The organism is Nitrobacter winogradskyi Nb-255, from assembly GCF_000012725.1.
GTDB lineage: Bacteria > Pseudomonadota > Alphaproteobacteria > Rhizobiales > Xanthobacteraceae > Nitrobacter > Nitrobacter winogradskyi.
This window is the reverse complement of the sequence record NC_007406.1, coordinates 3,233,740-3,255,617: the sequence shown is the minus strand read 5'-3', so window position 1 is coordinate 3,255,617 and position 21,878 is coordinate 3,233,740. Positions and strand designations below refer to the sequence as shown.

Sequence of the window (21,878 nt, the reverse complement as noted above, 5' to 3'; positions counted from 1 at the left end):
GGAATAGCGTTTTGCGCCGCGTCAGCCGAAGCTGCATGGTGGCGCATCTTTGACTGTGATGTCAGACGGTCCCGACTTTGAGTGTCTGATCGCCGATCCTTCGATTATCCGCGACCACCATCATCCACGCCATCAGGCACGAAAAGGAGGCTGAAGATCAAAACCCCGCAGGCGCTCGCGTTGTGGCCTGAGCGCCAAACCCCACATGGCCGCCCCACATGGCTGCGCCATCAGGCATTGTCATGGCCGACGCGGCCTGGAGTATTTTCCGGCGAGGTAGACGAACTATTGGTCGCAAGATCAAGAGATACGCTCGGCAAGAGATGCGACCGGACAATAATCTCTGGAGCGTGGTTCGCTTCAACTTGATCGGATCATGTTCCAGAGCTTCGCGACAGATGAAACCAGAAGCGAAGCTCCGGATTTTGTTCGTCGCGCCCTTCCGCACATATCCTCGGATCGAGCCCGAGGATATGCTTCGTTCGAACGCGTTAGAGTCTTGGGTGACTTAGGATCCTCATTCGAGGTCGAGGAACCTAAGCGAATGCTTTAGTCTTTCTGCAGGGTGTGCGTGAAGTACCACAGCGTGCCGTTGAGGACCATCGCTCCCAGAATATTGCCGATCGTGACCGGGATCTGATTCCACACCCACCACTCGTAGATGGACACGTTGGCGCCCGAGAGAATGGCGGTCGGGAACAACCACATGTTGACCACGGTGTGCTCGAATCCCAGCGCAAAGAACATTCCGATCGGTATCCACATCAGCACGACCCGGCCGACTGTGCTGCGGGTGGCTTTGGACATCACGGACCCGAGGCTGACAAGCCAGTTACAAAGGACGCCCTTGCCGATCGCTGCGCACCAACCAATGAGACCGTAATGAATATACTCGACCTTGTGCTCGGCGGTGCGTGCGATGACCTGGAGCATCTTGTCCGGCTCGATGGCGCCACCCTTGGTTAGTGAGAACCACAGCAGCCAGCCGAAGAATATGCCTCCGAGCAGGTTGCCGCCGAGGGTCCAGAACCAGTTGCGAACGAGCTGAAGCGGAGTGATCGTTCCGGCGTACATGCCGATCGGCATCGTGGCGAAGCTGCCGGTCGCCATCTCCAGGCCGAGGAAGCTCAGCGTGATGTATCCCGCCGGGAAGACAAGTCCGGCTACCGCGAGCGGTATGCCCGCCGCAACCATGGCGAAGACGACGCTGGCGCCATAAGCCAGAAAGGGTGTGCACAAGAAGCCGCGAATGAGTAGGTGAATGGTGCCGTACTTGGCTTTTTTTGCGGCGTCCGCCGCGATCGCCGCGCCCATATCGGACGGCGGCACCGTTTCGATCACAACGCTGGCGTTCGCATAATCGGCCATTGCGTTCCCCCCTGCATTTGATTTTTCCGGTCGCCGCCGAGCAGGCAGCGCCGTTATCGCTCAAATGCATATCAGATATCTGAATATCGTGCAACGTCGAGACGAAGTGTCACATGCGAATCGAACTTGACGCGCGCGAAAAAAAATCATCGGGCGTTCATGCCCGCCGCGCGCAGCCGATCGCAAGCGCAACTGCAAGGCGCCGGGCTGCGGATATCCGTTTACCGAGGAAGGCGAATCTTGGGCATGGTCCGATCAAGATGAATCGGATCATGCTCAAGAACATTATTGTCCGGTCGCATTTTCTTGCGGCGAGCAGGTCATCCCGCTTCGCCGGAAAATGCTCTAATCCGTCAAGGTCGAGATCTGTTCGGTGAACCAGTCCAGATCTTTTTTCCAGCCGGCATTCTCAGGTGCGCGCATGACGACGCGCTCCATGGCGGCCTGTCCCTGCCGCAATGCGGCCAGCGCGCTGTTGTGATCGTTGGACCGGCGGTACATTTCGGCCAGGTGTCCCTGGCTCACGGCCACGCCGCGCTGCAGATCGACGTTGCCGGGGTCGGCAAGCGACAGCCGCTCCATGATCGCCAGCCCTTCGCGGAAGGACTTTTCGGCCGCTTCCAGGTCGCCCTTCGATTCCAACACCTCGCCGAGACGATCGTAAGATACGGTCAGGTCGCGCTGCCATCCGACGTTGGACGGATCACGCTGCGCTAGCCGTTTCCTGATCTCAAGCCCTTCGTGGAAGGCTTTCAACGCCTCGTCCACCTCGCCCTGAGCTTCCAGCACGTCGCCGATGCAATCGTGCGACACCGACAGGCTGCGCTGCCAGTTGATGTTATCGGGCTCGGTGCGCGCCAGCCGCTCTCTGATCGCGAGCCCCCCGCGATAGGATTTCAACGCGTCGGGCAGATTGCCCTGCGCCATCTGGACGTCGCCGACTTTCTCGTAGGATACGGACAGATCGCGCTGCCAGCCGGTGTTGTTCGGATCGATCCGCGCCAGCTTCTCGGCGATCGCGAACTGATCCTGGAAGGCGCTCAGCGCATCGCCCATGTTGTCCTGCGCCATCAGCACGTCGCCGATGCGATCGTAGGACACCGCCAGACCGCGCTGCCAATCGACATTGTCGGGATCGGCGTTCGCCAGGCGCTGCCTGATCGTCAAACCTTCATGGAAGGCTTTCAATGCGTCGGGCAGACTGCTCTGCGCCACCAGCACATCGCCGATCTTGGCGTGCGACACCGACAGGTCGCGCTGCCAGCCGACATTCTCGGGCTCGGTGCGCGCCAGTTTCTGGGCGATCTCAAGTCCGGTGCGATAAGAGGTCAACGCGTCAGGCAGTTTGCCCTGCGTCACCAGCGCGTCGCCGATGCGATCATGGGAGATCGACAGGCTGCGTTGCCAGCTCGTGTTCTCGGGGTGAGCCTTTGCGACCCGCTCCTTGATCGTCAGTCCGTTGCGGAAAAATTCGAGCGCCTCCGGCAGCTTGCCTTGCGCCATCAGCACGTCGCCGACGCGATCGTAAGCGAGCGTTCGCTCGCGCTGCCATTTGCTGTCGTCGGTGTCCGCGCCGCGCGCCAGCCGCTCGCTGATCTCGAGCTGGTTCTGGAACGCGCCCAGCGCTCCCGGAAGATCGCCTCGCGCCATCAGCGCTTCGCCGATCTTTTCATGGCACAGCGAGATCTCGCTCTGCAGGTCTGCGTTGTCGGGATCGCTGTTCGCCAGCCGCTCGACAACCGCGAGCTGCTTGCGGATCGAGTCCAGCGCCTCGTCGAGCTTGCCTTGCACCGCAAGCAGATCGCCGATCTTCTCGTACGAGATCGATAGATCGTGCTGGAGCCCGGCATTGTCCGGGTCCGTGCCCGTCAATTTCTCCCGGATCGCAAGTCCCTCACGGAACGACGCAAGCGCCTCAGGCAGCTTGCCCTGCGCCACCAGCACGTCGCCGACGCGATCGTGGGCAACCGACAGATTGCGCTGCCAGCCGGCATTGCCGGGTTCGTCGCGCAGCAGTTGCCGGAACGCTTGTTCGATCGCGTTCAAAACGATCAGGCGGACATCGGAAGCAATGTGCCGGCCCGCCACATCGTCAAAACTGACGAGCAGCCGCTCGGCCACGCGGGCGCGGACGGAGTGATCCGGGTTCTCAAGCAAACGGCACATCTCGCGCGCCGCGCTCGCCGGAGTGCCGGTCGCCGGCGAAATGACCGCATCGGCGAGCGCCAGCGTGGCGGCTCCCAGCTCCTTTTCGCCGAGCGATGGATCGCCATAGTGCCGGGCCGCGCGGACGTCGTCCTTGCTTGCCAGAAGATGGACCATGGTTTCAGTCACCCGCAGCCGGTCGTCCGGTGCAAGCGTCAGAAGGTGATCCGCGATCAGCAGGTGCAGTTCGGGATTCGTAACGCGCAACGCGGCAAGGCGCGAACGGGCGGCGGCGCGCGCCTGGGAATGGTTGAAATCCAGTTGCGCAAGGTCGCCATGCTGATGAACCTGACCGCGGAACAGGTTGCGCAGCGTAGCAAAGCGCTTCTGGTCCCATGCCTCGCCACCGACCTGCGGCAGCAATTGACGGAAGTCACTCTCTCGCCATCCTGTCCGGCCCGCGGAAAGGAGGCCGATGAACGCCGCCGCGATCGCGGGGCTCAACAGCTGGGCCGCGCTATCGAACGTCGCGCGGCAGAGAAGCGGAATGTCGGTCGGCATCGCGCCGACCGCATCCAGCATCGCACTCTGCAGGCGCTGCTCCGGAGAGCCGGCATACTCACGCTGCATGTCGGCGAAATCACTGCTGTCGAGCAGTTCGAGTTCCTCGAGCGCCAGCACCAGCCATAACGGATTGCCCCAGGCCGGCCCGCCCGCATGCTTCTTCGCGAGCAGTGCATCGATCACCGGTGAAGCCAGCTTGCGCTGGTTGCGCTTGCAGACCGCTTCGATGATGCCCTCCGCCTCGGACGACTCCAGCGGCGGCAGAGCCAACGCCTCCACACTGGAGCGCTCGGACAGCGCCTTGGAGGCGCCTCCGGCAACGCCGGTCGCGACCAGGCGCGCATTGATCGGCCACAGCCGCGGCAGCCAGCTCGTAAACTTCCCGCGAGAGGTTTTCCTGAACTGGTCGATCGCGTCGATCAGGACCACCACGCGCCGTTTCGAAGCCATCCGCACCAGCAGCGAGGCGAAGGCCCGTTCGACAATCTCCGGATCGATATTGGCGGCGAGGTCGATATCGCCGGCGCCGAGGGCGCTGCCAAGCTCGGTAATCCAGCGGCGCAGCATGGCATCGATCGACGTGGCCTGCGGGGTCGCTTCCGCGGCATGCGCGAGGATGAAGGCATCGGTTTCCTTCAGGCGGCGGAGAAGTTCGCCGAACAGGGCGCTCTTGCCCGAACCCGGATCGCCGGTGATGCAGATCCCCCATGGCGGGCCCTCCTTCGTGGGAGAAAGCTCCTTGGCGGGGGAGAGACAGAGGTCGGTGACACGCGCAAGCACCGACTGCCTGCCGACGAAGTCGCGGGCGCGATCGTCGGCAAAGCTTTGAAGCGCGTTACGCTCCGCCTGCATCTCCTCGATCGTGCTGCTAACGGATACCGACATCGTGAAACCTCACTGAACAACTCGTTTATATCATCGTCGTGGGCCGGACAAAAAACCGACCGGCCGCGACATCAGCCACAAGACGTTCGCCGAATTCGCGCCGAGGCGTCGCGTCGCCGGCGCGGAAGGGTCCTGTTGGCACCTCGTGAAAAGCTCTCCGCATGGTCCGCAGTCGAACGATCGCCGGGAGCATGCATCGTGCGAAGGCGGCGGCCGCAGGAGCCGCAGGACAGGTGTTCAAGTCCGGACCGGCGGCGCTCCAGCGTCTGTACGGGCTTGAAACCATGGCGTCAACGTACCCGGCCAGACTGGAAATCAGAACGGAGAGGGGAAGAGGGCGCGATTGCTGCGATCTCCCAGCGGGCCGCGAGCCGGCCGGCCAGGAGCCGTTTTCGAGCCATGCGGGGCTCCTCCATGCGGGGCTCATCAATGTAATGGAGGTCGAACACGGCAGCGGATGCTAGATGTCCCGCCCCCTGGTGATCGCCGCGTCGAGCAGCTTCTCCGCGTTCTCGACCGCCTGCCTGAAGATTTCCGCCTCGTCATCCAACGGCAATCCGGTGATCGTGGAATTCTTGAGATCGCGGATGCAGTTGTCCCGGAGGGTCATGAGAGACGTATCATCAAGGAGATACCCGCTGAGAACATATCGGATCAGTTGGGCGGTAAAATTCTCGAACACAAGCGTGATCATGCCCGCCTGGGCGGCACTGCGAGTGGCATTCTGGAGGATCTGCTTATCATCCATCGCGTCGTTTCATCTGTTTGCGCCAGAGAATGAAGTGGTTGCTGATTTGTCTGGTGCCGTTCGAAGCCATGGGTGCAGGCCAGCGGCGGCATCACGCGGTTCGTTCTCTACCGAACCGACGCCGAACGAAAGACTAGCCTTTTCCGGTTCATCCAGCCAGCGGCCTTTATGCCGGTCGGTTATGCGCCCACCGGCGGCAGCCCCGGCTCGCACTGATCTTGAGCGCGCCGTTTGATCGCGTTGCGGCACCAGGCCGTCATGGTCTCGATGTCGGGGCTCAAACGCGTTGCGGATTCTCCGGCGAACGCCAGGAAATCGGCGAGGTTCTGCGAGGAAACGCCGATGATGACCGGAATATCGGCGATCAAGGCTTCGGCGATGACCGCGCGCAGGCCCCGGCCCTGGGCTTCTTCCCTGCCGAACTTGTTGATGATCAGCAGATCGACATGTTCGAGCACGGCACGCTCGATCCAGGCGTCGATGCGCGCGAACGCATCCTGGTCGAGCCGGCATCCCCTCGCCTCGTTGCCGCGGTCCTGCGAGATCTTGACTTCATCGCCGCCCAGCAGATCCTTGACGTACATATCGCATCGCCGCCGGCCTTCACGGTGCGGATTTGACTGGACGATACCCCCGAGCCTGTAGCCTGAGGTCGCCAGGTCGGCCGCGCATTGGGCCATGAGGGCATCTCTGACAAGCCCGTCGTCATAGGCCACGACCCCGATCGGATTCGTGTCGGGGCCGGACCCGGCGGAAATGTGGGGAGCACGGCGTTGCTCCATCGTTTCCTCTTCTGCGTCAGCCATGTCCTGGGTTCTTGTCCTGATCGCCGTCCGGGTTTTCGTCGTCGCTCGTTTTCCGGCCCGCAGCCTTTGATATATTCGGCATGTATTCGGCGCGGAGAAAGCCGCAGCTTGCTGCTTCAGAGCGGCCTCGCGATCAGCAATGGACGCTGCCTCACTGGCGACAGGCAGGTCGTGGAACAATATGAAAGCAAGTGAAACCGACCTATGGCAACCTGTCAAGTGATCGGAGTATCCGCTTGCCGTTGCATCAATCCGGAAACGCCTAAACCAGCTTGCCGGATCGACGGTGGGGTGTGAGCATGCTGAAAGCATCCGCCACCGCCAGCGAATCGGGAGCTTCACGTGAAAACGGCCATTACGGAATTGTTTGGCATCGAGCATCCGATCATCCAGGGCGGCATGCATTATGTTGGTTTCGCGGAGTTGGCCGCCGCCGTCTCCAACGCGGGCGGGCTCGGAATCATCACCGGGTTGACCCAGAAGACGCCGGAGTTGCTGGCGAAGGAGATCGCGCGCTGCCAGGACATGACAGGCAGGCCGTTCGGCGTGAACCTGACGTTTCTGCCCGCCTTCACCGCGCCGCCCTATCCTGAGTATATCCGCGCAATCGTGGAAAGCGGCGTCAGGATCGTTGAAACGGCGGGCCGTAATCCGGAAGCCTACATGGCGGCGCTCAAGGCCGCCGGCGTCAAGGTGATCCACAAATGCACCTCGGTGCGGCACGCGCTGAAAGCGGAACAGATCGGCTGTGATGCGGTCAGCGTCGACGGATTCGAGTGCGGCGGTCATCCCGGCGAGGACGACATCCCCAACATGATCCTGCTGCCGCGCGCGGCCGACGAACTCAGGATTCCCTTCGTGGCGTCGGGCGGCATGGCGGATGCGCGCAGCCTGGTCGCCGCCCTGGCGCTCGGCGCCGAGGGCATGAACATGGGCACCCGCTTCATCGCGACGAAGGAAGCGCCGGTGCATGATAACGTGAAGCAGGCGCTGGTCGCGGCCTCCGAGCGCGATACCCGGCTGATCATGCGCGCGCTGCGCAATACCGAGCGCGTGCTGAACAACCGCAAGGTCGAGAGGCTGATGGAGATCGAACGCGAGAAAGGCGACAGCCTAAGGATCGACGATATCATGGAGCAGGTCGCCGGCGTCTATCCGCGGGTCATGATCGAAGGCGACGTGAATGCCGGCGCCTGGAGCTGCGGCATGACGGCGGGCTTGATCCATGATGTGCCGAGCTGCAAGGATCTGATCGAGCGCATCGTGAGCGGTGCGGAGCGCATCATCCGCCAGCGCCTGACCGGCCTGCTTGAGGGTAGGGCGGCGTAGTGCGGATACAGGAGCGAAATGCGCCGGAAGTTCAGCCGTCGTGGCCGATGTGCTTGTGGCGAATGCGGCGTACGATCGACCAGATCGTGAACGCCGCCACCGGAATGAAGGCCGCGGTCAGATGGCCCGGCTTGATCGCGAGCGTTCCGGACTCGTGCAGCGCCTTGGCGATATAGCCGAACAGGCTGACGACATAATAGGTGATCGCCGCGACCGACAGCCCCTCGACCGTGGTTTGCAGCCGGAGCTGCATCCGAGTGCGGGCGTTCATCGATTTCAGGAGCTCCTGGTTCTGCTGCTCGAGTTCGACGTCGACGCGTGTGCGCAGCAGGTTGGCGGTGCGCGAGAGCTTGAGCGAGAGGCTCTCCTGGCGGGCCTCGGTGGTGACGCAGGTCCGCATCGCCGGCGCCATCCGGCGCGCCAGGAACGAGGTCCACGTCGGCAGTCCGGCGACCTTGCGCTCGCCGACGGTGGCCAGCCGCTGCTGCACGATCTCATAATAGGCGCGGCTGGCGCCGAAGCGGAAGACGCTCGCCGCGGCGCCGGCCTCGACCTCGGCGGCCAGCGCCGTGAGTTCATCGAGCAGGTGGCGATTGTCCGCGAGATTGCCGTTATTGCGCATCTTGTCGGTCACTTCGGCGAGGCGCTGCTCGACGGCGCTGATCGAAGGCGCGAGGCGCTGCGCTTCGGGCAGGCCGAGCAAGGCGAGCGTGCGGTAAGTCTCGATCTCGATCACGCGCTGGGCCAGCGCGCCGGCGCGGTCGGGATTGAGCTTGCGGTCGACCACCAGGATTCGCACGAAGCCGGACGGATCGGGCTGGAAGTCCGTGGCGTAGATCGCCGCGCCGTCATTGTTTTCGGCGAGCGCAAGGCTGGTTCGCTCGAACAGCCGCTCCGGTGGCTGGACGGCGGGCCCGTCGGCGAGCACATGCATATCGATGGCGACGAGCAGCGGCCCGGGCTGCGGCACGAGCTGCATCGGGGTTGCCAGCGCGGCGGCGGGTGGATGAAACGGAATGCCATTGGCGGGAGAGGGCAGCTCCCAGGTGTAGGTCGTGAACTCGGAGTGCTGCTCCCACCGTAGCGCGGTGGTGCCGAAGGCGACGCGATAGTGTCGTTCGGAGAAGGTCGGCACGGGAAGGCCGCGCGCCGCGCAGAATTTCGCGAGGTTGACGCGGTCGGCGTGCCCGCGCTCGCCGGCGGTATCGAACGCGAAATGCAGGATCCGGGCCGGGACGGTCAGCGCCGTGAAGGGCCGCGCGTGGAGTTCGCCCAGAATCGCGTTGCGGAGCGGGTGCGGAGCAAGCCGGGCGGCCTCCGCGTCCCCAATCGAGACTTCCGCGCTCATGCGATCCTTTCCGGCGTGCGTCGCTTTTACTGTTGACGGCTGCGTGAGAAACGACCGCGGCGGCGATGCGCGGTGTCGCCTTCTGATAATCCCAGAACGGCTGCCGATCAACGGCGATGCGGGAGAAAACGGGTTGCGTCCGCTTCAATAATGCGGTGGCGGCTCATTGGCCGGGGCGGGCCGCGCGGCTTCAGCCTCCCGCAGGCGCTCGCCGATTTCAGCGATCTGTCGCATCAGCGCGTCGATCTGCTTCCACTGCGTGGTGACGACCTGGTTCAGCGTCTCTATCGCCTCTTCCTGATACGTTGCGCGCATTTCCAGCGCGTCGATGCGGTCCGCGAAAGTCTCGTCAGTCATCGTGCGGCGCTCCGTCCATCACCGGGCTCGCCTGCCGGGATTCCTTCAGTCCGTGACCGAGCGCGATTCTGTCGTCGAATACAAAACATTCGCCTCGCCAGCGACTCTCGCTTTCAGGAATCTGTTCAAGATACTTCAGAATGCCGCCCTTGAGGTGATAGACTTCCTTGAATCCGCGCGACAGCAGATAGGAGCTTGCCTTCTCGCAACGAATCCCGCCGGTGCAATACATTGCGATTCGACGATGCTTTCGATGATCGAGTTCTTGCGCGGCGAAATCCTTGAACTGTCCGAAACGGGCGAGTTGCGGATCGATCGCGCCTTCGAAGCTGCCCATGACAACCTCGAAGTCATTGCGGACATCAAGGAGAATCGTGTCGGGCGTGGCGATCAGTTCGTTCCAATCCTGAGGGTCGACATAGATGCCGACCGCGCGGGTCGGATCGGTCGCGGGATCGCCCAGCGTCACGATCTCCTTCTTCAGACGGACCTTGAGCCGAGCAAACGGCATCGCCGACGCTTGCGAGAATTTCAGCTCGAGATCATTCAGCCGTCCGGAAAACAGTGCGCCCGTCTGTAGTTCCGACACCAGCGCATCGATCGCGCGCGGCGTTCCGGCGACGGTGCCGTTGATGCCCTCGGCGGCAAGCAGAATCGAGCCCTTGATGGCGTGTGCCGCGCACAGTTCGCGCAGCGGCTCGCGCAACGCGCGAAAATCCGGCAGCGGCGTGAACTGATACAAAGCGGCGACCTTGAGCATGCGGCGTGTTTAGCAGCCCCCGTCGCGTCGCGAAACCCGTTCAGTTTATAGGGACCGGAGTTGTTATCTTTAACTTCGCCGCACAGACGAGCCGGCCCGCAAAGGGCCGGCCCATTTCACATCCGAAACCTGATTGATCAGAGATTCTTGTTGATGGTGGCGGCCGCCTTGTCGGCGGCGTCCTTGGTCGCTTGCTTGGCGTCGCCAAGCGCGTTCTGGCCCTTGCCTTTCAGTTCCTGAATCGCGCCTTCGCCCTGAAGCTTCTCCGAACCGGTGGCTTCGCCGATAACCTGCTTGGCCTTGCCGATTGCTTCGTTGGCGGTGCCCTTGATCTTGTCGGTCGTGGAACCCATGAGTTTTTCTCCTTAACGTCAGCCTGCGGAAACATAACGTGCGGCGCGTTGAAGGGTTCCAGCGAAGGACAGCAGGTGGCGTGCCGTATTTAGAGGATTGCGAGGAGGAGAGAATGTTCATGAGCGGATTGGTAATCCGCTCATGATTCACGTCAGCGTCGAGATACAGCCGCGGACCAGGAAGGTCTTGCGCCGCCGGGTGTCAGGCGGCTCTGATAGTTGCGAGAAATTTCTCGACCTCCTGCTTGAGGCGATCAGTGTCTCCGGCCAGAGACTTCGCCGCGGCGAGGGCCTGCGTGGAGGCGCTGCCCGTCACGGAAGCTCCGTTGCTCACCTCGATAATGTTGGAGGACACTTCCGAGGTTCCGGTCGCGGCCTGCTGCACGTTGCGGGATATTTCCTGAGTGGCGGACGCCTGCTCTTCGACGGCCGAAGCGATCGTGGCGGAGATCTCCGCGATCCTGCCGATGACGATGCCGATCTCCTTCATGTTATCGACGGAGTCGTTGGTCGCGGACTGGATACTTGTGATCTGCTGGCCGATTTCAGCGGTGGCTTTCGCGGTCTGCTCGGCCAGCGCCTTCACTTCGGACGCCACGACGGCAAAGCCACGGCCGGCTTCACCTGCGCGAGCGGCCTCGATGGTTGCGTTGAGGGCCAGGAGATTGGTCTGGCTCGCGATCGTGTTGATCAGTTCAACCACGTCTCCGATCTTCGTGGACGCCTGCGACAGCGAATTGATGCGCTGGTCGGCGCGATGGGCCTTCTGCGCCGCGTCGCTTGCGATCCTCGATGCTTCCTGCACCTGCCGGCTGATCTCGTTCACGGAAGCCGCCATTTCCTCGCTTGCTGAAGCCACGGACTGAACGTTGACCGTCGCTTCCTCGGACGCCGCCGCCACGGCGGAGGAGAGCTGGTGGGTTTGCTCGGCCGTCTGGGTCAGGGCGGTCGCCGAATCCTCTAACTGGGTCGCCGCCGAGGATACGGTCTGGATCACCGCGCCGACCGCCGCTTCGAAACCGTCGGCGAGACGGTGCATGTCCGCCTTGCGCTGCTGCGCGGCCAACTGATCCTGCTTCATCTTGGCCTCCGCTTCATCTCGCGCCTTCTGCTCGGCCTTGATCTTGAAGGTTTCGACCGCGCGCGCCATGTCGCCCATCTCGTCCTTGCGCTCCAGTCCGGGCAGGACGACGGCGAAGTTGCCTTTCGCGAGTTCACCCATGGCTGTCGTCAGCGCCGCCATCGGCCGCAGGATGCGCGAGAACGCGATCCAGAAGCTGATAAGGGCGAGAGCGAGACAGCCCAGCAATATCAGTGCGGAGCTGAGCAGTTGGGACCGGCTGCCCGCGGCTACCCTGGCCGCCTCCTGGTCGGCGGCCTCCCCAACCGCATCGGCCAGCCGGAGTATTGAATTGATCGCGGTCGTCGCCTGCGCGACATAGTCGTTGCCGCTGATCTTGTATTCACCTGTCTCGGATGCCGCGAATACGGCGTCGCGAGTCTGGCCGTAGCGCTGGAAATAATCCTTCTCGACGCCGGAGATTGCATCCGCGACTTTTGGCGGCAGGTCGGCGCGCATCCGGATTGGCGAGATGGTTTCCCATGCCAGCTCCACATAGCCGCGTGAACGCGCGATGGTCCGCAAGCTGCTTGTGGAAAGCCTGGCGCGGGAGCTGACAATTCCTCCGAAGAGCGCGCGCTCCCTTCCGGCGTTTTCCGCCATCTGCGCAGTCAGATGCCGCAAGCTGACCAGTTGCGTCAGAGCCGCGGTGGGCGGACGCGTCAGTGTTTCCAGCGTGAGCCGCAGCGTGTTGCCGGAAACCTCGATCAGCCTGGTGATGGTCGGCGCGAAGCTCTCCACGACCTCCGCGCTCCGTTCCGGTCCTCGCCTGGCGAGATTCTCGTCGAGGCGCGCGCGAAACCCGACGAACGCCTGAAAAGCGCTCTCGGCTTCCGAGATCCGGGATTCCGCGGATTTCATCGCCGTATGTTCGCGCAGAAGTCGAGCAGCCTCGGAAAATGCGCGATCGGCGGTTTGCCGTGCTTCAAGAATCTGAGGGCGGCGTTCAGCGGGCAGGGCATCGGGCGACATGAGAGGAGCGTTGGTCAATCCGCGCTCCACAGCCCATTGTCCCGCGCTTCGCAACAGCAATTGCGAGATGTGGTTCACTTCGAGGAACGCCTCGGATTGCTGTCGCTGTTCGTATGCCTGATAGGCCATGATTCCGGCGGAAAGGGCGCCTATCATGACGAGTGCGGAGACGATCGCGGGCAATATAACGCTTATCTTCGCCTTCATTATTCGGATCCTTCCGATGCAGGTAAAACGCCGATCAACCGTTCTCTGTTGATCGAGAGCCAGTCGTTGATTTGGTCTCTCAGTAAAGATTGAGTCAGAACGTCGTGCTTCGATGCGCGGCGGGGTGGCGAGAAGGCCTCGCGGGCGCGAACACAGGAACCGTTCGAATCTGCGGAATCTTCGCAAATCTGCGGTATCTTCGGAGGACAGGATTAAAATTTTACCAATAGACGCGAGCGGAAAATGTCTCGCAACCAGGCCTTGCGCTCGGCTCTTCAGGCTCGGCGGGCCATTTTTCGTTTAATTTTAGATGAAACATGAAATGAAGCCGGCCTTTCCCTATTCTAAAGATATTCCCCTTATGGGTGTAGGATCATTGCCTGTAGCGATCCCGAACCAGCTCGACGGCGTCGATTACCCGAACAAGAGGACATTGCGATGAGTTTTCGCCGTGACGTGATCTCCAAGCTGATCTTCTCCTGGGCGCGCCGTGTGTTGCCCTCGATGTCCGATACCGAGCGCGAGGCGCTGGAAGCGGGGGATGTCTGGTGGGATGCCGACCTGTTCACCGGCAATCCGGACTGGTCGAAGCTTCTTGATACGCCGCCTGCGACGCTGACGGCGGAAGAGCAGGCATTTCTCGACGGTCCCGTGGACGAACTGTGCGCCATGCTCGACGAATGGAAGATCAACTGGGAATTGCGCGATCTGCCGCCGGAAGTCTGGGATTTCATCAAGCAGAAAAAATTCTTCGGCATGATCATTCCGACAGAGCATGGCGGCCTCGGATTTTCGCCTTACGCGCATTCGGAAGTCGTGCGGAAGATTTCATCGCGTTCGCTGGTCGCCGCAGTCACGGTGATGGTGCCGAATTCCCTCGGCCCCGGCGAATTGCTGATGCGTTTCGGCACCAGGGATCAACAGAACAAATGGCTGCCGCGCCTGGCCGACGGACGCGACGTCCCGTGCTTCGGCCTCACCAGCCCGGAAGCCGGCTCCGACGCGGCGGCGATGACCGACACCGGCATCATCTGCAAAGGCATGTTCGAGGGGCGCGAGGTGCTTGGGCTCAGGCTCAACTGGCACAAGCGCTACATCACGCTGGGGCCGGTGGCGACGCTGCTCGGCCTCGCCTTCAAGGCCTTTGATCCGGATCATCTGATCGGCACGCAGGAGGACCTCGGCATCAGCGTGGCGTTGATCCCGACCGATCTGCCGGGTGTGTCGATCGGCCGCCGCCATCTGCCGGCGATGCAGGTATTCCAGAACGGTCCGAACTGGGGAAAAGACGTTTTCATCCCACTGGACTATGTCATCGGCGGCAAGGAACGCCTGGGGCAGGGCTGGAAGATGCTGATGACGGCGCTGGCCGCCGGGCGCGGCATCTCGCTGCCCTCGTTGTCGGCCGCGGGCGCGGCGTTTGCCGCGCGCACCGCCGGTGCTTATGCGCGCATCCGCGAACAGTTCGGCATTCCGATCGGGAAGTTCGAGGGCGTCGAGGAGCCGCTGGCCCGGATCGCCGCCACGGCCTATCTGATCGATGCGGCGCGGCGGCTGACCTGCGCTGCGCTCAATGAGGGCCACCATCCCGCCGTCATCTCCGGCATCATGAAGCTGCACGCCACCGAGCGGCTGCGCACCGTGATCGACGATGCGATGGATATCCATGGCGGCAAGGCGGTGATCGACGGGCCCCAAAACTATCTCGGCAATCTCTATCGGGGGGTGCCGGTCTCGATCACCGTGGAAGGCGCCAACATCCTGACTCGCAATCTCATCATCTTCGGGCAGGGCGCGATCCGGGCGCATCCCTACCTGCTGCACGAGATGAATGCGCTCGGCGACACGGATAAGGCCAGAGGTCTCGACACCTTTGACAAGACCTTCTGGGATCACATCGTCCACAGCTTCAGAACGCTGTTCCGCGCCTGGGGCCGAAGCTGGAGCGGCGGGGCCTTCGCGCCCGCGCCGGATGACGCCGGCGCGGTGACCGGATTCTATCGCCAGCTCTCGCGCTATTCGGCGGCTTTCGCGCTCTGCGCCGACATGGCGCTGCTGACGCTCGGCGGCAAATTGAAGCGCAAGGAGATGCTGTCCGCACGTTTCGGCGACATTCTTTCCGAACTGTATCTCCTGTCGGCGGTGCTCAAGCGCTGGCACGAGGAGGGCCGTCAGCAGGCTGATCTCGCTTTGGTCGAATGGTGCATGGCGACCGGTTTCCGCACCATCGAGCAGCGGTTCGCCGACATCCTGGCGAACCTGCCGAACCGCGTTGTCGCGATCATGCTCAAATTCATGATCCAGCCGCTCGGCGCGCAGGCGCGTGGTCCGAGCGACAAGGTCATCCACGCCTGCGCCCAATTGGTGCTGGAGCCCTCCGTCGCGCGCGATCGGCTGACGCAGGGACTGTCGAATGTCGATGATGACAGCGGGCCGGCCCGGCTGGAAAAGGCATTCCTGCTGGTTACCGCCGCCGAGGATGTGTTCAAGCGGATGCGCGGGGCGCGCCTGCGCGACGCGGATGCCGCCGTCAGGCAGCGCGTCATCACCCAGGCCGAAGCCGAGCAGCACAACGCGGCGCAGGAGGCGGTGGCCCGTGTCATCGAGGTCGACGATTTCGCGCCGGAAGCATTGTCGCCCCAGAAGGAGGAGCCCGTCAGCGTGCAGGTCGTGCACGAGCAGACTGAGGCGAGGGCGGCAGGCTGATGGTGCGCCCGGTCTATATCATCGACGGCAGCCGAACCCCGTTCCTGAAGGCGCGGGGCGGTCCGGGACCGTTCACGCCGGTCGATCTGGCGGTGCAATGCGGGCGGCCGCTCCTGGCGCGGCAGCCGTTCGCGCCCGAGGCGTTCGATCAAGTCATCCTCGGCTGCGTCAACGTCATCGCCGATGAGATGAACCCGGCCCGCGTCGCCGCGTTGCGACTCGGCATGGGCGAGGCGATGGTGGCGTTCACGGTGCAGATCAACTGCGGCTCGGGCATGCAGTCGATGGACACCGGCTACCGCTACATCCGCGACGGTGACGCCAACCTGATTCTGACCGGCGGCGCGGAGGCGCTGAGCCATGCGCCGCTGGTGTGGCCGCAGCAGGGCGTACGCTGGTTTGCCGGCGTCGCCGCCGCCAAGGGTATTGTCGAGAAGGTAAAGGCGATCGCCAAGGCGCGGCCGCCCTACTTCAAGCCGGTCATCGGACTTGAGCGCGGGCTGACCGATCCGATCACCGAACTCAACATGGGCCAGACCGCCGAGGTGGTCGGTCATCTTTTCGGGATCACGCGCGAGCAGTCCGACGCCTACGCCGTCGAGAGCCACAAGCGCCTGGCGAAGGCGCAGGCCGAAGGCTGGCTGAAAGGCGAACTGGAAACCGCCTTCGCGCGCGACGGCAGATTCTACGATCACGACGATGGCGTGCGCCCTGATTCATCGATGGAATCGCTGGCGAAGCTGAAGCCGGTGTTCGAGCGGCCGTGGGGCCAGGTCACCGCCGGCAACTCGTCGCAGATCACCGACGGCGCTTGCTGGACGATTCTCGCATCAGAGGACGCCGTCATCAAACACGGCCTTGAGCCGAAGGCGATGATCATCGACAGCCAGTGGTCGGGGTTGGATCCTTCAGTCATGGGATTGGGGCCGGTGCTGTCGGCGACCGAACTGTTGAATCGCAACAAGCTGTCGCTGCAGGACATCGAGACCTGGGAGCTCAATGAAGCATTCGCGACGCAGGTGCTCGGCTGCCTCGCCGCGTGGGAGGACGAGAAGTTCTGCCGCGACGTGCTCGGGCTCGAAGGGGCCGCCGGCGCGATTGATCGCGCCAGACTCAATGTCGATGGCGGCGCGGTCAGCCTTGGTCATCCCGTCGGCACTTCGGGTAACCGCATCGTGCTGCACCTTGTCAATGCCATGAAGCGGCTCGGCACGAAGCGCGGGATTGCCACGGAGTGCATCGGCGGCGGGCTGGGCGGCGCCATGCTGGTCGAGATGGTGTGAGGGCGTCATGAATTCGAAAGTATTGGACGTTCTTCAGGATCGCGTGCTGGAACTCGGGCCGAAACCCGGCGCAGGCGGTCCCTATCGCCATTTCAAGCTGACCCGTGACAGCGATGGCGTGGCCTGGGTTCTGTTTGATCGCAAGGATTCCAGCGCCAACACGCTGTCGGCGGAGGTGATGGAGGAATTCGCCGCGATTCTGACCGTGCTGGAAAACCAGACTCCCGCCGGAGTGGTGATCCGTTCGGCAAAGACCTCCGGCTTCATCGCGGGCGCCGACGTGAACGAGTTTCGCGGCGCCGCCGATCCCGGCGAGGTCGAGACGACGATCGGCCGCGCCCACGCAATCATCGATCGGCTGGAAGCCCTGAAGATTCCGACCGTCGCCGTGATTCACGGCTTCTGCCTCGGCGGCGGGCTTGAGGTGGCGCTGGCGTGCCGGACCCGGATCGCCATCGACAATGCGCGGTTCGGTTTCCCCGAAGTGATGCTCGGTCTGCATCCCGGGCTCGGCGGGACGGTGCGCTTTACCCGGCTGGTCAACCCGATGCAGGCGATGACGCTGATGCTGACCGGCAAGACCATCGACGCGCGGAAAGCGAAATCGCTCGGGCTTGCCGATGCGGTGACGCAGGAGCGCCACGTCCGCAACGCGGTGAAGGATGCGGTGGCCGGCCGGCTCAAGCGTGGCCGGCCGAGCGTGCTCAACGGGCTGCTGAATCTCGGTCCCGTTCGCGGCTTTCTAGGCACGCGAATGCGCCGTGAGGCCGCGAAGGCGGCCCCGCAGGAGCATTACCCCGCTCCCTACGCGCTGATCGATCTCTGGGAAAAGCACGGCGGCAGCAAGGCTGCGATGCTGGCGGCCGAGAAGCGATCCTTCGCCGAGTTGATGGTGACGTCGACGGCGCAGAACCTGATCCGGGTGTTCTTCCTCCGCGAGCAGATGAAGAAGCTCGCGGGCAGCGGCAACACGGTGAAGCATCTGCACGTCATCGGCGCGGGCGCCATGGGCGGCGACATCGCCGCGTGGTGCGCGCATCAGGATATCCGGGTGACGCTCGCGGACATGAAGCCGGAACCGATCGCCGCCGCGATCAAGCGCGCGGCCGGTCTTTACGGCAAGATCGTCCGCAAGCGGACCGGTATCCGCGACAGGCTTGATCGGTTGGTGCCCGACCTGAGCGGCGACGGCGTGCGTCAGGCGGATCTGATCATCGAGGCGGTGTCCGAGAAGCTCGAGCTGAAGCAGAAGGTCTATGCCGCGATCGAGCCAAAAATGAAGCCGGGCGCGATCCTCGCCACCAACACCTCGAGCATTCCGCTGCAGGAGTTGCGCGCCACGTTGCAACGCCCTGAGCGCCTGGTGGGCCTGCATTTCTTCAATCCGGTGTCGCGGCTGCAACTGGTCGAGGTGGTCAGCCATGATGCCGCCGACCTGCAGGTGCTGAAACAGGCCATGGCGTTCGTCGGGGCGATCGACCGGCTGCCGTTGCCGGTGCAGAGCTCGTCGGGCTTCCTCGTCAACCGCGCGCTGACGCCGTACATGCTCGAAGCCATGGTCATGCTGGATGAGAAGATCGACAAGACGGTGATCGATGCGGCGGCGGAGAAATTCGGCATGCCGATGGGACCGATCGAGCTTGCCGACCAGGTGGGGCTGGATATCTGCCTTGCCGTCGGCGACGAACTGCGTTCGAAGTTCGGCGACGCTCTCCCCCAGCCGCCGGACTGGCTGCGCGAGAAGGTTGCGAAGGGCGAGCTTGGCCGCAAGACCGGCAAGGGCTTTTATGACTGGCGCGAAGGCAAGGCCGACAAGGGCGAGGCCGGTGATGTGCAGGTTCAGCCCGAGATCATCGATCGCCTGATGCTGCCGATATCGAACGTCTGCGTCGCGTGCCTGCGCGAAGGCATCGTCGATGATCCCGACCTGGTCGACGGAGCCATGATCTTCGGCACCGGCTACGCTCCGTTCCGCGGCGGTCCGCTGAAATATGCGCGGACCCGGGGCGCGGAGAATGTCGCCGCCAATCTGCGCGGGCTCGCGGAGAAGTTCGGCGTTCGCTTTGCGCCGGACCCCGGCTGGGACTCATTCAAGTAAGACGACGCGTGCAAGTAAGACGACGCGTGACCTTGTTTCGGATCAACGGATGACAGACACGGCCATGACCGACCCGACAGCCGCTCACGCGCGGCCGATCGCCGACACCGCGCCGCTCGGCGAACTTTGCATCCGCACGCTGGCGATGCCCGCCGACACCAATCAGAACGGCGACATTTTCGGCGGCTGGCTATTGAGCCAGATGGACATCGGCGGCGGCGTCTTCGCTTCCAAGCTCGCGAAGTCCCGCACCGTGACCGTGGCGATCGAGGCCATGAATTTTCGCAAGCCTGTCTATGTCGGGGATCTGGTCTCCGTACACGCCACACTGATCCGGGTCGGCAGGACCTCCATCGCGGTGCATCTGGAAGCCTGGGTGATGCGCCGCAAGGAGAAGCAGTTCATCCTCGTTACCGACGGCAAATTCACCTACGTCGCGATCGACGATAACGGCCGGCCACGGGAAATCCCCCAGACCGGCCTGCCGAATCCGGCGTAGTCGAACCGGCGTTTTTCGATTCGCTCGTTTCAGTCGGCCTGGCCGTGGCTTGCCGCCACGAAGTACAACCTGCCATCAGCTTGCCGCGTTTTGAACGAAATATCCTGTCACGCCCGGCACCAGGATAAAAAACCGGTTCGCCTGAAGAATGCCCAAGGAATCAGAAACATGGGCCTGTTCACGTTTCCGTGAGGTGGCGGCTCACTCTAGACATATTCCAGGTTGTATTGCCCAGAATCATGCTCATATGACCCACTGAACGACAGGGAACGTTTCACCCAGTTGCCCGTTATCGGCGCGGCCTTGAGGCCGAAAAAATGCGAGTGGGACATGTCGAAAAGCTACATCATCGAAGTCGGTTCAGAGTCCGCAGGCATCGTGGTGCGTGATCGCGCCGGGTTCCGGTTCTTCTCGGCCTCGCAGCGGTTCAGCTCCCTCGACGGCAGGTTGTTTCGCAGTGCCCGTGACGCGGAGCGAGCGGCGAAGAATCGCGCGTTGTCCAAGAAGCCCGCCTGTCCCGAGTTCGTGAAATCGCTGCGACGCGCTCTGCCCAAGCTTCCTTTTTGACGGGGCATAGGCCGACGCAGAAACTGCGTTGACCGCTTGGGCAAACATCAGCACCATGGCATATGTCAGGCGTGGGGTGTCCCGCGCCTTCGGTGCTGCTGCCTCACGATTGTCGCTATCCTCGCAATCGAGACGATCGTCGTTGGGCACAAACCGGTTCGATGACGCTTTCATATAAGATGATGGAGGAGGGTGCGCCCGTGGGTCAGGTTTACGACCTCGCTATCATCGGCGGCGGCATCAACGGCTGCGGGATCGCGCGCGACGCGGCCGGGCGTGGCAACTCGGTCTTCCTGTGTGAAATGAACGACCTCGCGAGTGGCACCTCGTCAGGATCGACCAAGCTGGTGCATGGCGGACTGCGTTATCTGGAATATTACGAGTTCCGCCTGGTTCGCGAAGCCCTGATCGAGCGCGAGATCCTCTGGCGGATCGCGCCTCACATCATTCATCCGGCGCGCTTCGTGCTGCCGCATCACGCCGGCCTGAGGCCGGCATGGCTGCTGCGGTTCGGCCTCTTCCTTTACGATCATATCGGAGGCCGAAAGCTGTTGCCACCGACGCGCTCGGTTGACCTTGCGCGCGATCGGGTCGGAAAGCCGCTGAGTCCGGGCCGCTACCATAAGGGTTTCGAATATTCCGACTGCGTGGTCGACGATGCCCGTCTCGTCATTCTGACAGCGCGCGATGCGGCCGATCGCGGAGCCGATATCCGGACCCGGACGCGCGCGGTCGAGACCCGTCCGTCCGACGGCTTCTGGCGCGTCACGGTCGAGGATACACGAAGCGGCGAACGCAGCACGATCGCCGCGCGAGTGCTGGTCAACGCGGGCGGGCCCTGGATCGAACAGGTGCTGCGGCTGGGCGCCGGCGTCAACAGCCGCGCGCGGGTGCGGCTGGTGCAGGGGTCGCATATCGTGGTCGGCAAGCTCTACGATCACGACCGCGCCTACATCTTCCAGAACAGCGACGGCCGGATCGTGTTCGCCATTCCCTATCAGGATGACTTCACCCTGATCGGGACCACGGATCGCGACTATGAGGGGGACCCCGCCAGGGTGAAGGCGTCGGATGAGGAAATCGCCTATCTCTGCGCCTCGGTCAGCGAGTATCTGGCGAAACAGGTCGCGCCGCGGGATGTCGTTTGGTCCTATGCCGGGGTGCGGCCTCTCTATGATGACGGCGCGAGCGAGGCCAAGGCCGCTACCCGTGAATACGCTTTTGAACTCGATACGCCTGAAGGCGCGCCGCTGCTGTCGGTCTATGGCGGCAAGATCACGACCTATCGCCGGCTTGCCGAAGAGGCGCTGGAAAAGCTGTCACCCTATCTGAAGGGGACAAAGGCGCGCGAGGGCTGGACGTCGAAGGCGGCGCTGCCCGGCGGAGACATGGAGGTCTCCGCGGTTGAGGGGATCCCGGCCGATCTAATGCGAGGCTATCCTTTTCTGACGCTGGCGCACGCGCGCCGTCTTGCGCGCGCATATGGCTCCCGCGCCGCCGCGATGCTGGGGACGGCGAAAACGATGGCGGATCTGGGCCGCGAATTCGGGGCCACGCTCACGGAACGCGAGGTCCGCTATCTCATGACCAACGAATGGGCTTGCACCGCGGAGGATGTTATCTGGCGACGCTCCAAGCTTGGCTTGCGGATGTCGGTGGCAGACGTCGCCGCGCTTGAGACCTGGTTCGCGGAGCAGACGGAGGGACGCTTGAGGGAGGCGGAAGCGCGCCCATGAGCATCATTGCAAGGTGATGCGAAACAA

General features: G+C 63.1%; 17 protein-coding genes. 8 read left to right on the top strand and 9 right to left on the bottom strand.

Annotated elements, in window-relative coordinates; translation table 11 throughout:
* Positions 1–549: 549 nt before the first annotated feature.
* The 4 genes from NWI_RS15640 to NWI_RS18375 form a co-directional block, all read right to left on the bottom strand.
* The gene (locus NWI_RS15640; RefSeq protein WP_011316178.1) at positions 550–1,368 is read right to left on the bottom strand and encodes a formate/nitrite transporter family protein; all 819 of its coding nucleotides are present in this window, start codon (positions 1,366–1,368) and stop codon (positions 550–552) included.
* A 345-nt stretch (positions 1,369–1,713) separates the two neighbouring features.
* Positions 1,714–4,962, bottom strand: coding sequence for an ATP-binding protein (locus tag NWI_RS15635; protein ID WP_011316176.1), 3,249 nt, complete (start codon positions 4,960–4,962; stop codon positions 1,714–1,716).
* A gap of 460 nt (positions 4,963–5,422) precedes the next feature.
* Positions 5,423–5,710, bottom strand: a complete 288-nt coding sequence (locus tag NWI_RS15625) for a hypothetical protein (protein ID WP_011316175.1) — start codon at positions 5,708–5,710, stop codon at positions 5,423–5,425.
* A gap of 179 nt (positions 5,711–5,889) precedes the next feature.
* On the bottom strand, positions 5,890–6,897 hold the full coding sequence (locus tag NWI_RS18375; RefSeq protein WP_244374936.1) for a DUF2478 domain-containing protein: 1,008 nt from the start codon (positions 6,895–6,897) through the stop codon (positions 5,890–5,892).
* Here NWI_RS18375 and NWI_RS15615 point away from each other — a divergent pair.
* The gene (locus NWI_RS15615; protein ID WP_011316173.1) at positions 6,859–7,845 is read left to right on the top strand and encodes an NAD(P)H-dependent flavin oxidoreductase; all 987 of its coding nucleotides are present in this window, start codon (positions 6,859–6,861) and stop codon (positions 7,843–7,845) included. The genes NWI_RS18375 and NWI_RS15615 overlap by 39 nt on opposite strands.
* 31 nt (positions 7,846–7,876) lie before the next feature.
* Here the strand turns inward: NWI_RS15615 and NWI_RS15610 are convergent, their stop codons facing one another.
* The 5 genes from NWI_RS15610 to NWI_RS15590 all read right to left on the bottom strand — a co-directional run bounded on the left by NWI_RS15610 (position 7,877) and on the right by NWI_RS15590 (position 12,644).
* Positions 7,877–9,193, bottom strand: coding sequence for a DUF3422 family protein (locus NWI_RS15610; protein ID WP_011316172.1), 1,317 nt, complete (start codon positions 9,191–9,193; stop codon positions 7,877–7,879).
* Positions 9,194–9,337: 144 nt separating this feature from the next.
* Positions 9,338–9,550, bottom strand: coding sequence for a SlyX family protein (locus NWI_RS15605; protein WP_011316171.1), 213 nt, complete (start codon positions 9,548–9,550; stop codon positions 9,338–9,340).
* Positions 9,543–10,310: a rhodanese-related sulfurtransferase gene (locus NWI_RS15600; RefSeq protein WP_011316170.1), complete on the bottom strand. Its 768-nt coding sequence runs from the start codon at positions 10,308–10,310 to the stop codon at positions 9,543–9,545. Before NWI_RS15600 ends, NWI_RS15605 begins: the two co-directional genes overlap by 8 nt.
* A 137-nt stretch (positions 10,311–10,447) precedes the next feature.
* Complete coding sequence (locus NWI_RS15595; RefSeq protein WP_011316169.1) at positions 10,448–10,663, bottom strand: CsbD family protein; 216 nt, start codon at positions 10,661–10,663, stop codon at positions 10,448–10,450.
* Between the two features lie 202 nt (positions 10,664–10,865).
* The gene (locus tag NWI_RS15590; RefSeq protein ID WP_244374935.1) at positions 10,866–12,644 is read right to left on the bottom strand and encodes a methyl-accepting chemotaxis protein; all 1,779 of its coding nucleotides are present in this window, start codon (positions 12,642–12,644) and stop codon (positions 10,866–10,868) included.
* 6 nt (positions 12,645–12,650) lie between these two features.
* Between NWI_RS15590 and NWI_RS18370 the strand changes: the two genes are divergently transcribed.
* From NWI_RS18370 to glpD, 7 genes are all read left to right on the top strand, one after another.
* On the top strand, positions 12,651–13,055 hold the full coding sequence (locus tag NWI_RS18370; protein WP_244374934.1) for a hypothetical protein: 405 nt from the start codon (positions 12,651–12,653) through the stop codon (positions 13,053–13,055).
* A 345-nt stretch (positions 13,056–13,400) separates the two neighbouring features.
* On the top strand, positions 13,401–15,668 hold the full coding sequence (locus tag NWI_RS15585) for an acyl-CoA dehydrogenase (RefSeq protein ID WP_011316167.1): 2,268 nt from the start codon (positions 13,401–13,403) through the stop codon (positions 15,666–15,668).
* A complete protein-coding gene (locus NWI_RS15580) occupies positions 15,668–16,951 on the top strand; it encodes an acetyl-CoA C-acetyltransferase (protein WP_011316166.1) in 1,284 nt (427 codons plus the stop codon). The genes NWI_RS15585 and NWI_RS15580 overlap by 1 nt, the downstream gene beginning before the upstream one ends.
* A 7-nt stretch (positions 16,952–16,958) precedes the next feature.
* Positions 16,959–19,049 carry a 3-hydroxyacyl-CoA dehydrogenase NAD-binding domain-containing protein gene (locus NWI_RS15575; protein ID WP_011316165.1) on the top strand — a complete coding sequence of 697 codons (2,091 nt, stop codon included), beginning with the start codon at positions 16,959–16,961 and terminating at the stop codon, positions 19,047–19,049.
* Positions 19,050–19,098: 49 nt separating this feature from the next.
* Positions 19,099–19,548, top strand: coding sequence for an acyl-CoA thioesterase (locus NWI_RS15570; RefSeq protein ID WP_011316164.1), 450 nt, complete (start codon positions 19,099–19,101; stop codon positions 19,546–19,548).
* A gap of 330 nt (positions 19,549–19,878) precedes the next feature.
* On the top strand, positions 19,879–20,115 hold the full coding sequence (locus NWI_RS18365; RefSeq protein ID WP_041345701.1) for a hypothetical protein: 237 nt from the start codon (positions 19,879–19,881) through the stop codon (positions 20,113–20,115).
* A gap of 161 nt (positions 20,116–20,276) precedes the next feature.
* Entirely contained in the window at positions 20,277–21,851 is a 1,575-nt protein-coding gene (glpD, locus tag NWI_RS15560) for a glycerol-3-phosphate dehydrogenase (RefSeq protein ID WP_011316162.1), read from the top strand.
* The last annotated feature ends 27 nt before the right edge of the window (positions 21,852–21,878 follow it).

Bases quoted from the DNA above. Each gene is read 5' to 3' on its own strand.
- NWI_RS15590 (WP_244374935.1), bottom strand. From the start codon at position 12,644: ATGAAATCCGCGGAATCCCGGATCTCGGAAGCCGAGAGCGCTTTTCAG.
- NWI_RS18365 (WP_041345701.1), top strand. From the start codon at position 19,879: ATGTCGAAAAGCTACATCATCGAAGTCGGTTCAGAGTCCGCAGGCATC.
- NWI_RS15640 (WP_011316178.1), bottom strand. From the start codon at position 1,368: ATGGCCGATTATGCGAACGCCAGCGTTGTGATCGAAACGGTGCCGCCG.
- NWI_RS15625 (WP_011316175.1), bottom strand. From the start codon at position 5,710: ATGGATGATAAGCAGATCCTCCAGAATGCCACTCGCAGTGCCGCCCAG.
- NWI_RS15580 (WP_011316166.1), top strand. From the start codon at position 15,668: ATGGTGCGCCCGGTCTATATCATCGACGGCAGCCGAACCCCGTTCCTG.
- NWI_RS15610 (WP_011316172.1), bottom strand. From the start codon at position 9,193: ATGAGCGCGGAAGTCTCGATTGGGGACGCGGAGGCCGCCCGGCTTGCT.
- NWI_RS15585 (WP_011316167.1), top strand. From the start codon at position 13,401: ATGAGTTTTCGCCGTGACGTGATCTCCAAGCTGATCTTCTCCTGGGCG.
- NWI_RS15595 (WP_011316169.1), bottom strand. From the start codon at position 10,663: ATGGGTTCCACGACCGACAAGATCAAGGGCACCGCCAACGAAGCAATC.
- NWI_RS15575 (WP_011316165.1), top strand. From the start codon at position 16,959: ATGAATTCGAAAGTATTGGACGTTCTTCAGGATCGCGTGCTGGAACTC.
- NWI_RS15600 (WP_011316170.1), bottom strand. From the start codon at position 10,310: ATGCTCAAGGTCGCCGCTTTGTATCAGTTCACGCCGCTGCCGGATTTT.
- NWI_RS15570 (WP_011316164.1), top strand. From the start codon at position 19,099: ATGACAGACACGGCCATGACCGACCCGACAGCCGCTCACGCGCGGCCG.
- glpD (WP_011316162.1), top strand. From the start codon at position 20,277: ATGACGCTTTCATATAAGATGATGGAGGAGGGTGCGCCCGTGGGTCAG.
- NWI_RS18375 (WP_244374936.1), bottom strand. From the start codon at position 6,897: ATGCTCGATGCCAAACAATTCCGTAATGGCCGTTTTCACGTGAAGCTC.
- NWI_RS18370 (WP_244374934.1), top strand. From the start codon at position 12,651: ATGTTCGCGCAGAAGTCGAGCAGCCTCGGAAAATGCGCGATCGGCGGT.
- NWI_RS15635 (WP_011316176.1), bottom strand. From the start codon at position 4,962: ATGTCGGTATCCGTTAGCAGCACGATCGAGGAGATGCAGGCGGAGCGT.
- NWI_RS15605 (WP_011316171.1), bottom strand. From the start codon at position 9,550: ATGACTGACGAGACTTTCGCGGACCGCATCGACGCGCTGGAAATGCGC.